This window comes from Nitrospinota bacterium, from assembly GCA_016217735.1.
Classification (GTDB): domain Bacteria; phylum Nitrospinota_A; class UBA7883; order JACRGQ01; family JACRGQ01; genus JACRGQ01.
This window is the reverse complement of the sequence record JACRGQ010000068.1, coordinates 20,154-32,070: the sequence shown is the minus strand read 5'-3', so window position 1 is coordinate 32,070 and position 11,917 is coordinate 20,154. Positions and strand designations below refer to the sequence as shown.

Below are 11,917 nucleotides of genomic sequence, written 5' to 3'. Positions count from 1 at the left end.
GCCGCTATGCGCTTCTTGAAATCGCATGAGTAACACCTCCTGCCCGAACATCGTCTTTCTCATAAAACGCCTCCATGGACGTTTTATATAACCGGACAGGTAATGTGCTCCTACACCGGACGGTTAATGTGCTCGCAACAGCCCCAAAAAAGATGTTTGACAATCCCACGGGAATCTATATAATTCTTTTTTCATTTGAGATGGGAAATTAAACATGAAGACGACTTATTTTGCACGTAAAGAAGATTTTAAGGACAGCGACAAGAAGTGGCGCATTGTCGACGCCGAAGGGAAATCCCTCGGCCGCATAGCCACCGCGGTCGCCAACGCCCTGCGCGGCAAGGACAAGCCGACCTACACCTCCCACGTTGACACCGGCGATCATGTGATCGTCATCAACGCGGCGAAGGTGAAGCTGACCGGCAAAAAACTTACCGACAAGATTTACTACCACCACACCGGCTGGGTGGGACACCTCCGCTCCGCCACCGCCGGGGAAATGCTGGCCAAGCACCCCGACCGCGTGATCGAGGAAGCGGTTCACGGCATGTTGCCGGGCAACAAGCTGCGGGCGCAATTCATGAAGAAACTCAAGATTTTCGCCGGCGCGGAGCATCCGCACGCCGCGCAACAACCGGAAAAAATGGAGATATGACGAATGGCTAACGCTCAATACGCCACCGGCCGCCGCAAAACCGCGGCCGCCCGCATCTGGCTGGCGGCCGGCACCGGCAAGATCACCGTTAACAAGAAGGGGCTGCATGAATACTTCAAGCGCCCTTCCAGCGAAATGCTGGTGAAGCAGCCGCTGGTGATCGCCGCCAGCGACGCGAAGCTGGATGTGCGCGCCACCGTGCGCGGCAGCGGCCTCAATTCGCAGGCTGGCGCGGTCCGCCACGCCATATCCCGCGCGTTGTGCAAGCTGAATCCGGAATTCCGCCGCGCCCTGAAGAAGGCCGGCCTTCTCACCCGCGACAGCCGGATGAAGGAGCGCAAAAAGTACGGCCAGAAGGGCGCGCGCAAGCGGTTCCAGTTCTCCAAGCGGTAAACCGCGTATCCCCGTTTACCATGCCGTCCTCCGCCATGCGGAGGACGGCTTTTTTATTTTAGCGCCGTTCCGCACCTGTCCCGGCTTTGCCAGATGCGGACCGGGATAATCCGTCACGCGGTTTTTTCCCGCCGTGGGTTTTTATCCGCATTTTTCAGTGGAGCCAAAATTTCCTCCTGTTTTTGGCGTTTCATCTGACTTATCATAGCTGGGATAACCGGAGGGAGAATCAGGTGAATGAGGAACTGTTGGCGCCGCTTGCGGCGCCGGCGGAGGGGGAGCGCGCGCTTACCCGGACCGAGCGTTATTTGGAGGGACGGCTGGCGAGCCTCGCCTTCTGGCGCCAACTCGCCTACCTGTTCATGGAATTTTGGCTGGGGCTTCGCTCACTTAAGGGGAATCACCGCCGGTATGTAAAAAACCTCACCATCCACCAGATCATTTTTTCCGGTATCGATGCGGTGGGGGTGGTGAGCGTGGTCGCGGTGGTTATCGGCGGCGTGGTGCTGGTGCAGATGATGACCTACGCTCCCGGTTTCGAGGCTTCCGCCTTTCTCATGGGGATTGTCACCAGCCTCATCGTCAAAGAGATCGCCCCGCTTTTCACGGCGCTCATCCTCGTGGGGCGCTCCGGCAGCGCCATCACGGTGGAACTGGGCAACATGCGGGTGAAGCGCCATCACGAGGCGCTGGCGGCGATGGGGATCGACTTGGCCCAGTACTTTTATATCCCGCGCATAATTGGTCTCACCGCGGCGGGAATCATACTCAACGGCTATTTCGTCGTTATGACGTTTTTCTCGTGGCTGGTCATCTCATCTTTCCAAAGGGGGGCCAGCCTGAACAAGACGATAATCCTTTTCGTCGGCTCCCTCCACGCCGGCGATTTTCTGGTCGGTCTTCTCAAAGGAGGAGTGCTTGGTTTTACCGTCGCCCTCGTCTGCATCCATCAGGGGGTCAACGTTAAATCCTCCGCCACCGAGATACCCCAACGGGCCAGCAAAGCAATAGTTACCGCGTTTATCGCCAGTTTCATAATCAATATGATCATCTCCTTCGTTTGGTACATGACGTTATGATACGCCTTGAAAACGTCAGCTTTACTTCGGAAGCCGGTTCTTTCAACGGCGCCAATTTCCACCTGCCGGAAGGGGGTGTGGCGGTCATACTCGGTTCCCGCATGGTGGGGAAGACCGATTTCATCAATGTTTGCCTGGGGAAAACTCCCGTGACCGCCGGCGCCGTATATTTGATGGGCCGGCGGATGTTTGCCGGTGACGGCCCGGAGGAGGGGGATTTCCGGCACATCGGCATGGTGACGCAACATGTGACGCTGCTGGATAACCTCAACATCGCGGCCAATGTGGGGCTTCCCCTCTCGTATCATCAAGGATTGAGGGAGCGCGAGATGCGCGCCCGGGTGCTCCCCCTGCTGGAACTGCTCGGCATCGGCGGGATCGCCGACCGATTCCCGCACGAGATTAATACCAACGACGCCAAGCTGGCAATGCTGGCCCGCGCCACGATCCAAAATCCCCGCCTGCTCGTCATGGACGAGCCGACCGGGGGGGATATCGACCCGGCCGGTTTCATGCAGGTCATGGCGACGATCAAGCGGTTCCGCGATCAAGGAGTGACTTTGCTGATTACCACCTGTTCGCCGTCTCTGGCGGCTATTGAGGGAGCGAGCTTCTACTATCTGGTGGATCGCCGCCTTATCCCCCATTCCGGCCGGCTGGAAACAACCGACCGCGCGGCGCGGGAATTTTTCAGGGAGATACGGAATTACACCGAGCGGCAGAAAAGGGAAATCAGCGGATTTTTCAAAGTTCTTTTTAAAGACGATCAAACGGAGAAAGAATAGATGCATTACATACACCGGCTCACCCCCGCGCAGAAAAACGCCGCAATCGCGGTGTTCATCGGCATTCCGGCGGCGGTCATGCTGTTTTTGTTCGTGATGTGGGGATATAACCGCGGTTTGTTCAAGAAGACGGCCACGCTGAGGACCATCGTGGCTTCGGCGCAGGGGATCGACACCGGTACGCCGGTTGTGTTCGCCGGCATGGCCATCGGCCGCGTGGGCGGCGTCAGGCTGGGAGCGCGGGATGAAGTGGAACTTTCGCTTATGATTGAACGGCAGTACATGGACAGAATACACGCCGATGCCGTGGCCATTATCGCTTCGGCCAGCATGATCGGGATCAAGGAGATACGCATCCGCGGCGGCAGCGAGTCCGCGCCGCCGGCAAAAGACGGCGGCACCATAGCGGCGCAGGGGCTGTTTGACATGGACAACCTGATGGATCGCGTGAGTCCAATGCTTGCCGCCGCGGAAAAGATAGTCTTCCGCGTGGAGAAGGTGCTTGCCGGCTTTCCGGATGAGCGCATCAACGCCGCCATCGGGGATGTGGGCGCGGTGATCAGCAACATACGCAACGGCAAATCGACCGCGGGCAAATTCCTGAGCACCGACAACGGGGAATTCTACAACCGCCTCGACCGTTTGGCCGACCGGTTAACCACGCTTTCCGAACGGATGGCCGAAGCCGCCAAACGCCTGCCCGAAACGATGAATAACGTGGCCGACATCAGCGGCAACGTGAAGACCGCCAGCGGCGATTGGCCGGATCTGCAAAAAAACATGAATCAGGTGCTGAAAAACATGGATCACCTTCTGCTGGATATGCGCGAGATGACCCCCACCGTGAAAAAGACCGTGGCGAACATCGGCTCGATGGCCGAAGACATGTCGCACACCTCCGCCAAGGTGCCGCCGCTGTTGGACGACATGGAGACGACATTGAACGAAACCCTGGCGATAGTGAAAGGAATCAAGCGTTCCTGGCCGGTGAAGAACATGGTGTCCCCCGACAAGGAAAAAATCCAGATGGAACCGGCGGCGCGGGACGCGGTGTACGGAGGCGGGAAATGAAACGGCTGTTTATCGCATGCGCGGCGCTGGCGGTTTTCGCGGCGGCCTGCGCCTCGTCCGAAGCGGTCAAGCCGCTCCCCACCCGCGCCGAAGGCCAGGAAGGGCAAGGGGATGAAAGTTTGCGGCGGGGGAATGTGGCCGGCGCGAAGCGGCGGTACGAGGCGGCGCTGCGCGAGTACCGCCGCGCCGACAACCTGCCGGGGGTTTCCGCCGTCTTCATAAAGATGGGGAAAGCGGGCATGCTGGAGGGGAATTATCCGCTGGCGGCCGATTATTTTGAACAGGCGCTGCGGATCGCCGAACGTGAGAACCTGAAGGCTCTCGCGGCGGAGGCGGCGCTGGCTGGCGCGATGGCCGAGCTGGCGCGGGGAGACATCCCGCGCGCCGAAGCGGCGGTTGCCGCCGCCGTTTCGGCCGGCATCGGCGGCTGGAAACGGGAGAACGCCCATGGCAGGCTGGCGATGGCGAAGGGCGATACGGATGGGGCTAAAAAACATTTCATGGCCGCGTTGGACGCGGCGCATTCCGCCAAGGACAATTCCGCCGAATCGGCCTGTCTGGGCAACTTGGGCCTGCTATTCATAAAAACGGGCGCGCCGGACGCGGCGCTCACGCACCTCAACCGCGCGCTGGCGCTCGATAAGGCGGATGAAGCCGTGACCGCCATCGGCGAAACGCTGCATCTCATCGGCATGGCATATGAGGCGAAGAAGGATTACCCCGCCGCCCGGTACTTCTATGTCCGCGCTTATGCCGTGAACAGCGCCGGCAGCCTTGAACGCAGGGCCGCGGAGGATCAGGCGGCGGTGGCCCGGATTGATGAAAAGATGAAAGAAGCGGCTCCGGAGCGTTGAACGCGGCGCGGAAAATGTATGGAATCATCCCCTCCTTAGTGGGAAGGAGGGGATAAAGGGGAGGTTTTTAACCCCTCCTGTCAGTGTCAGCCTTTTGTGTTCAGCAGGCTGCCGATCATTTTTTCCTGCGTTTTCAGGCCGCTTTTCAGCGCGCTGAGGCCCGCCTGCATCGCCACCTGATTCTGCTTCATCGAGGATATCTCCGCCGCGTAGTCGAGGCCGCTGATCTGCGTATCGGCGGCGGTGAGATTTTCCTTCGATACCGCCAGGTTGGATGCCCCGGCCTGCAGCCGGTTTTCCATGGCCCCAATGCCCGCCCGGTTTTGCGCCACGGACGAAATGGCGTTATCGATTCCCTGCAGCGCGTTTTGGGCGTTCGCGGCGGTATCGAGCGAAAGGTTGTTTACGCCGAGCGACGCGGTGTCGGAGGCGTTGATCTGGTTCAGGGCGATGCGGTCGTTGGGAGTGGCGTTGGTTCCCGCCTGAATCACGGGGGGATTCTGGGCGTTCGGCCCCAGTTGGCCCGTAAGCAGCTGCTGGCCGTTGTATTCGGTGGTCTGCGTGACCCGGTCGATCTCCTGCTTGATGTTGGTGAACTCGCTGTTGATCGCCTGCCGTTGCTGGTCGTTCAGCGTACCGTTGGCGGCCTGCACCGCCAGCTCGCGCCCGCGCGAAAGCATGTCGCCGATCTGTCCCAGACCCCCTTCGGCGGTCCGGAGCATCGCGCCCCCTTGGCTGATGTTGGAGCTTGCCTGATCGGTGGAGGCGATCTTTGATTGCAACTGTGCCGAAATGGCCATTCCCGCCGCGTCGTCGGCGGCGCTGTTGATCCGTTTGCCGCTCGCCAGTTTGGCGAGGTTTCCGGCGAGGGCGTTCGAAGTTTTCCCTATCTGGTTAAGGATATTTTTGTTGCTGGCGCTGTTAATCGGCATCGGCATGGTTATTTACCTCTACTAACAGTTTAAGGCAAAACCCCAAAAAAGCAACCCATTGGCGGGAATCAGCGGGCGAGGTGTTTGGAAATTTCGTAGAAGAAGACGGCGGCGGCGTTGCTGACGTTGAGCGAGCCGATATTCCCCTTCAGCGGGATGCTCACCACCTCGTCGCAGTTTTTTTTCACCAGCGGCCGCACCCCTTTGCCCTCGCTGCCGACAACGATGGCGAGCGGGAAAATCGGCTTGAAATCCCATAGGCTCTTTTCGCCCTCCGCTTCCGCCGCGATGCAGTAAAAGTTTTCGCGCTTGAGTTGGCGCAGGGTTTCGGCGATGTTGGTGACGCGGCAAAAATCCATGTGCTCCGTCGCCCCGGCGCTGGTTTTTACCACCGTGCTGTTGATGTCGCAGCTCCGGTCTTTGGGAAAAACCGCGCCCGTAATGCCGAATGTTTCGGCGCTGCGGATGATCGCCCCGAAGTTGTGCGGGTCTTCGATGGAATCCAGCACCACGATGACGGGGGTGGCGCTTTTCGATTTCACGAGGTCGATGAAAAAATCAAGGTCGTGTTGCGGGAGCGGGTCGGTCACCGCCAAAATCCCCTGATGCAGCGCCCCCTGCGTGCGCTGGTCAAGCTGGTGCCCGCTGGCGTGTTTGACGGGAATACCCTTTTTTTCGGCGAGGCCGATAACGTCCTCCAGCCGATCCGCGGCGTTGGCGGTGACGAAGAGTGCGTCCACTTTGCGCTTGCCCGCCCGCAGCACTTCCAGCACCGGGTGCCGCCCGAAAATTATTTCTTTTGCCATCAGCGGTTAACGCTCCACCACGAGCCGGTGGCGGAATCCTTCACTTCGATTCCCTTTTCCTCCAGGGTTTTGCGTATGGCGTCGGCCTCGGCGAAGTTTTTGGCCTTGCGCGCCTCGGCGCGGCGGGTGATGAGCGCGGCCACCTCGGCGGCGCTCATGCCGATTTCGGCAAGGTGCTTTTGTTTGGCCTCGGCCAGATATTCCGCCGGGGTATGGTTGAAAATGCCCAGCAGGCCGCCGATTGTTTGAAAGGCCCCATACAGGCCGGCGAGGCCGTGGACATCTCCCTTCTTTTTATCGATCAGGTCGGCCTCGGCGTTCATCCGGCCCGCCACTTCGCTCAACAGCGCCACCACGGTGGCGGAGTTGAAGTCGTCCTCTATTTCGGCTATCAGCCTTTTTTCAATATCGAGGGGGGCCGGATTTGTGCGCGCGCCGATCATCTGTTTGGCGCGGTCGGCGGTGGCGTAAAGGCGGTCGAGGTGGCGGCGCGCTTCCACAAGGTAGGCATCGGCGAAATCGATGGGGGAGCGGTAGTGGGTGCCGAGCAGGTAGAGCCGGATAACCTCGGCGTCGAATTTTTGCAGCACTTCGCGGATGGTGAAGAAGTTGCCGAGCGATTTGCTCATCTTCTCCTTGTTGATGTTCACGAAGCCGTTGTGCATCCAGTAATTCACCGGCGGCTTGCCGCAGGCGCCGTGCGACTGGGCGATTTCGTTCTCATGGTGCGGGAAGACGAGGTCTTTGCCGCCGCCGTGGATGTCGAACGCATCGCCCAGCAGGTCTTTTCCCATCGCGGAGCATTCGATGTGCCAGCCGGGGCGCCCTTCGCCCCAAGGGGATGCCCACTTCGGCTCGCCCGGCTTTGCCGCTTTCCAGAGGGCGAAATCGAGCGGGTCGTGCTTCGATTCGTTCACTGACACGCGCGCGCCGGATTCGAGGTCGTCGATGTTCTTTTTGGAGAGTTTGCCGTATTCCGGGAACTTTGAAACGGCGAAAAAAACGTCGCCGCCCGATTCGTAGGCCATCCCCTTGTCGATGAGCGTCTGTATCATCGCCAGCATCTGGGCTATGTAGCGCGTGGCGCGCGGCTCGTGGGTGGGGCGCAGCAGGTGCAGCGCGTCCATGTCTTCGTAAAAAGCGGCGATGTTCTCGTCTACCAGCGCGTCGCACGGGATGCCCCGTTCGGCGGCGCGGTTGATGATCTTGTCGTCCACGTCGGTGAAGTTCCGCACGTAGGTGACGGCATAGCCGAGGTGCCGCAGCGCGCGGAAAACGAAATCGAACACCACGCCGGCGCGGGCGTGGCCGATGTGGCAGCGGTCGTAGACGGTGACGCCGCAGACGTACATTTTCACTTCACCTGGATTGATCGGCTTGAATTCCTCTTTTTGGCCCGACAGGGTGTTGTAAATACGCAAACTCATGATCGGAGGTGCTCCAAAAAAAGGTCTATTCTTCTTTCCCGTTCCAGCGGGCTTAAAAAGCCGTAAAAATATTTAAGCTCCGGCCCGTGCAACCGCCCGGTGAGGGCGGCTCGCAGCGGCAGGTAGAGCGCTTTTCCCTTCAGGCCGGTGGCGGCCTGCACGGACTTGGCGGCGGCGGCGATATCCGGCGCGGCGTTGGCCCCGCGCAGGGCTGTTGCCACCGCTTCGGCCTTGTATTCTTTCAGCCCGTCTTTGAGGCCGGCATCCGGCGCGTACTCGAAGAAGGGGGTCAGCTCGGCATCCAGATCGGTGAGGCGGGCGATGTTCTCCCGCGCGGCCGACATCAGGAACAGTTTGCCATCCAGCGGCAGCGCGTCAAACGCCGTCGCGTGTTCTTTAATGAACGGCTTGCCAATCGCGAGCAGGCGCTCCGGTTCAATGTGGTGCAGCTTTTGGCGGTTCAGCCAGTCCAGCTTTTCCAGATTGTAGTGCGCGGGGCGCAACGCGACGCTTTCCAGCGCGAATTTGCGCAGCATGTCGTCCGCCGTCATCTCTTCCACGTTGTCGGCGGGGTGCCAGCCGATGAGCGCCAAAAAGTTCAGCGCCGCCTCCGGCAGATAGCCGCCGTCGATGAGATCGCGGAACGAGCTGTTGGCGTGGCGCTTTGAGAGCTTGGTGCCGTCTTCGGCCAGGATGAGCGGCAGGTGGGCGTAGACCGGCGGCGGAAAACCGAGCGCCTTCATGATGAGTATCTGTTTGGGGGTGTTGCTCAGGTGATCCTCGCCGCGTATGACATGCGAGATGTTCATCAGGATGTCGTCGATGGCGGCGGCGAGGTTGTACGTGGGGATGTTGTTGGAGCGCACCACGATAAAGTCCCCCATCAGCCGCAGATTGAAGGTGACGGGGCCGCGGATGGCGTCGTGAAACGTCAGGTCGTCGCCGGTGATGCGGAAGCGGAGCGAGTACGGCTCCTTTTCCATCCGTTCGCGCGCCTCTTCCAGATCGATGGCGGCGCAGCGTCCCGGATAGACGGGGGGGCGGCTTCTTTTTTCGGCCTCGCGCCGGTCTTCCTCCAGCCGCTCCGCCGTGCAAAAGCAGGGGTACACGCGGTTTTTGGCCAGCATGGGGCCGACGATGCGGCGGTAGATGTCCATCCGGTGTGACTGGTGGTGCGGCCCTTCGTCGAAGCCGATGCCGAGCCACGCGAGGGATTCGAGTATCTCGCGGCTGTATTCTTCAGTGCTCCGCTCCACGTCGGTGTCTTCGATGCGAAGGATGAATTTGCCTTTGGCGCTCTTGGCGTAAAGCCAGTTGAAGACGGCGGTGCGCATATTGCCCGCGTGCAGCGGCCCGGTGGGGGAGGGGGCGAAGCGGACACGCACTTCCCTGAACGGCCGCGCGGTGATTTCCATATTGTTACCGTTCCATTGGGGCGATGGTGCAGACGGCGTGCGCGGCGATCCCCTCTTTACGCCCGGTAAAGCCCATCCGTTCGGTGGTGGTGGCCTTGACCCCCACCCGGTCCGGCGCGATGCCCGCGGCCAGCGCGATGGCGCGGCGCATGGCGTCGATGTGGGGGGCCATCTTCGGCTCTTCGGCGATGATGACGGAATCGATGTTATTCACACGGTATCCTTTTTCGGCCAGCAACGCCACCACCTTCTCAAAAAGCAGCAACGAGGATATCCCCTTGTATCGCATGTCGGTGGGAGGGAAGTACTTTCCGATGTCCCCCAGCGCGGCGGCCCCCAGCAGCGCGTCGCAGATGGCGTGCAGCAACACGTCGGCGTCGCTATGGCCGTCCAGTCCCAGCGGATGGGGGATGGTTATGCCGCCGATGATCAGCGGCCTTCCTTCAACAAAACGGTGCGCATCGAAGCCTGTTCCTATTCTCACAATCTTTTCATGATACCGCGCGGCCCCGCTCCCGCGCAATACGCGCCCGCGCCTAAATTTTCTAATGTGAAGGCGTTTTGCCCCGGTACAGGTTTCAACCTTGTATCTGTGGTTGTGCCGACAGGCGCAAGAAGACTGCGTCCTTTCAGGCCGCGCAACAGGTTGCGGTCTTTCGACCATTTCCGCCGCGGATTGAATTACCATTCCGCGCCTCCTTAAACCTGCACCGGCGTAATTAGGGTTTCTTATCCGGATGTCTGGACGGGAGTTGGATACCGATTATGCCGTGGAAGGATTTGAACACTGAAGAGCTGGCGAAAAAACTTGGGATAGACCATGCGGAGTCGCGCGCGAAGGTGCGCGTCATCGCGGAGATCATCAAGACGCGGAAAGCGAAAGGTTTGACGCAGGCGCGGCTCGCCAAGCTGGCGGGGGTGAGACAGGCACGCATCGCGCAGATAGAGGGGGGCGTTGGCGGGGCGCATATGACGCTTGATACCCTCCTGCGGATGCTGAAGCTGTTGGGCGTGGAATACCGCATCACCTTCAAGCGCCGCGCGGCGTAGACTCCGGGGAGCGGGGAGCCTTGCGGTTATTTTTGGCGAAGCAAATTGTCGTTGTCATTCTGAAGGAGCGCCAGCGACTGAAGAATCCCTTTCCCGAAAGAGATCCTTCGCTGCGCTCAGGATGACCATTTTTAGTCTCTTTGGTATGATATATTACCGCCTAGAATGGAGGTCTTGCTAAAATGACGAACACGGAAATTATTACAATAATTACGAACGTTATAATGATAATTGCGATTGTCGTTGGCCCTGTAGCCGCTGTGCAAGTGCAAGGGTGGCTTGAGCGGGCAAGGGAAGAGAAGCGCCGTAAAATCCAATTATTCACCACTTTGATGGCAACAAGAGCTACGATTCTTTCTCCTCTTCATGTTGAAGCATTAAATCGGATTGACATCGAGTTTTACAAAGATAAAAAAATTAGAGACCTTTGGAAGGCATTGTTTGATAATTTCGAAAGTTATCCAAAAGATGTGGCTGATAAAGATTACCCACGTAGACTTGAAGCGTGTAACGAAAAATCGATGGATTTACGTGTTGAATTGCTCTTCGAGATGGCAATATCTTTAGGATACGATATTGATAAGGTTCATATAAAGAGAGTCGTATATCAGCCTCAAGTGCATAATTGGATAGAGACAGAAGAAAATGTGATCAGGCACGGATGGGCCCAGGTTTTAGTGGGCAATAAGCCATTGCCAATTTCTCTTATAAATCCAGCGAATCAAGCCGATAAAACTGGACAGATAGTAGAAGGCCCAAAAGAATAGCCGTTAATTTCAATCCCGCCGAAGTCTGACTCATGCCAAGCAAATGTGAGTTACGGTAGGGCAGGCTAGAGGCGTTTGGGGATGGATTCGTAGACTGTTTTGCGGTGCAGGATGGCAAGAACCAGAATTTCGTTTCCCGTTATTTTGAAGACGATGCGGTAATCGCCGACCCGCATTTTCCAATACCCCTTTAGGGTTTTTCTTAGCGGTTCGCCGTATTGCTGCGGGGCCACCGCGAGGCGGGTTTCTATCGCTTTCCTGATGCGGATTTTAAGCTTTTCATTGATCTTGGCGATATCGGTCCGCACTTCGGGATGGTAAAGAACCTGAAAGGCCATGCCTACCAGACTTCGTTGTGCTTAAGGGCTTTTGATCTGGCAAAACCCTTTTCGCGGCGTTCCGCCACCTTCGTCAGCGCGCGGTCTTCATCCATCTCAATGGCCTCGCGCACCAGATCGCGCACCTTCAGCGAGAGGGATACCCCATCCCGTTTGGCAAGGCGTTCGATGTTGTTAAAAAGCGGTTTTTCCAGCGCCACATTGATGCGCGGATTTGATGTCGGCATATATCCTCCTATTGGAATGAGTGTAACACAAGTGGCACACCGCATCAAATGGCGCGGGGGGCCGGTCTGCTTGGCCCTACGGGCCAATGTACCCATTAAAATGGGTACCTACCAGAAT

15 protein-coding genes are annotated in these 11,917 nt (G+C 58.5%); 8 read left to right on the top strand and 7 right to left on the bottom strand.

Annotation, left to right across the window (positions count from 1 at the left end):
• Positions 1-214 precede the first annotated feature (214 nt).
• The 6 genes from rplM (at position 215) to HZA03_11640 (ending at position 4,837) form a co-directional block, all read left to right on the top strand.
• Entirely contained in the window at positions 215-655 is a 441-nt protein-coding gene (gene rplM, locus HZA03_11665; protein ID MBI5638614.1) for a 50S ribosomal protein L13, read from the top strand.
• A gap of 3 nt (positions 656-658) precedes the next feature.
• Positions 659-1,048 (top strand): 30S ribosomal protein S9, encoded by a 390-nt coding sequence (rpsI, locus tag HZA03_11660; GenBank protein MBI5638613.1) that lies wholly within the window; start codon positions 659-661, stop codon positions 1,046-1,048.
• A gap of 233 nt (positions 1,049-1,281) precedes the next feature.
• Complete coding sequence (locus HZA03_11655; GenBank protein MBI5638612.1) at positions 1,282-2,127, top strand: ABC transporter permease; 846 nt, start codon at positions 1,282-1,284, stop codon at positions 2,125-2,127.
• A complete protein-coding gene (locus HZA03_11650; protein MBI5638611.1) occupies positions 2,109-2,912 on the top strand; it encodes an ATP-binding cassette domain-containing protein in 804 nt (267 codons plus the stop codon). The genes HZA03_11655 and HZA03_11650 overlap by 19 nt, the downstream gene beginning before the upstream one ends.
• Entirely contained in the window at positions 2,913-3,983 is a 1,071-nt protein-coding gene (locus HZA03_11645) for an MCE family protein (GenBank protein ID MBI5638610.1), read from the top strand. It begins immediately after the preceding gene.
• Complete coding sequence (locus HZA03_11640; GenBank protein ID MBI5638609.1) at positions 3,980-4,837, top strand: tetratricopeptide repeat protein; 858 nt, start codon at positions 3,980-3,982, stop codon at positions 4,835-4,837. The genes HZA03_11645 and HZA03_11640 overlap by 4 nt, the downstream gene beginning before the upstream one ends.
• An 86-nt stretch (positions 4,838-4,923) precedes the next feature.
• Here the strand turns inward: HZA03_11640 and HZA03_11635 are convergent, their stop codons facing one another.
• From HZA03_11635 to HZA03_11615, 5 genes are all read right to left on the bottom strand, one after another.
• Positions 4,924-5,775, bottom strand: a complete 852-nt coding sequence (locus HZA03_11635; GenBank protein ID MBI5638608.1) for a flagellin FliC — start codon at positions 5,773-5,775, stop codon at positions 4,924-4,926.
• A gap of 62 nt (positions 5,776-5,837) precedes the next feature.
• Positions 5,838-6,575, bottom strand: coding sequence for a 23S rRNA (guanosine(2251)-2'-O)-methyltransferase RlmB (gene rlmB / locus HZA03_11630; GenBank protein ID MBI5638607.1), 738 nt, complete (start codon positions 6,573-6,575; stop codon positions 5,838-5,840).
• Positions 6,575-8,002, bottom strand: a complete 1,428-nt coding sequence (locus HZA03_11625; protein ID MBI5638606.1) for a cysteine--tRNA ligase — start codon at positions 8,000-8,002, stop codon at positions 6,575-6,577. Before HZA03_11625 ends, rlmB begins: the two co-directional genes overlap by 1 nt.
• Positions 7,999-9,417: a glutamate--tRNA ligase gene (locus tag HZA03_11620; protein ID MBI5638605.1), complete on the bottom strand. Its 1,419-nt coding sequence runs from the start codon at positions 9,415-9,417 to the stop codon at positions 7,999-8,001. The genes HZA03_11625 and HZA03_11620 overlap by 4 nt, the downstream gene beginning before the upstream one ends.
• 4 nt (positions 9,418-9,421) lie before the next feature.
• The gene (locus HZA03_11615) at positions 9,422-9,904 is read right to left on the bottom strand and encodes a 2-C-methyl-D-erythritol 2,4-cyclodiphosphate synthase (protein MBI5638604.1); all 483 of its coding nucleotides are present in this window, start codon (positions 9,902-9,904) and stop codon (positions 9,422-9,424) included.
• Between the two features lie 278 nt (positions 9,905-10,182).
• Here HZA03_11615 and HZA03_11610 point away from each other — a divergent pair, with 278 nt between their 5' ends.
• Positions 10,183-10,467, top strand: a complete 285-nt coding sequence (locus HZA03_11610; GenBank protein MBI5638603.1) for a helix-turn-helix domain-containing protein — start codon at positions 10,183-10,185, stop codon at positions 10,465-10,467.
• A 182-nt stretch (positions 10,468-10,649) separates the two neighbouring features.
• Entirely contained in the window at positions 10,650-11,234 is a 585-nt protein-coding gene (locus HZA03_11605; GenBank protein MBI5638602.1) for a hypothetical protein, read from the top strand.
• Positions 11,235-11,299: 65 nt separating this feature from the next.
• Here the strand turns inward: HZA03_11605 and HZA03_11600 are convergent, their stop codons facing one another.
• The gene (locus HZA03_11600; protein ID MBI5638601.1) at positions 11,300-11,572 is read right to left on the bottom strand and encodes a type II toxin-antitoxin system RelE/ParE family toxin; all 273 of its coding nucleotides are present in this window, start codon (positions 11,570-11,572) and stop codon (positions 11,300-11,302) included.
• A 2-nt stretch (positions 11,573-11,574) separates the two neighbouring features.
• Positions 11,575-11,799 carry an antitoxin, RHH family protein gene (locus HZA03_11595; protein ID MBI5638600.1) on the bottom strand — a complete coding sequence of 75 codons (225 nt, stop codon included), beginning with the start codon at positions 11,797-11,799 and terminating at the stop codon, positions 11,575-11,577.
• Positions 11,800-11,917: the final 118 nt, after the last annotated feature.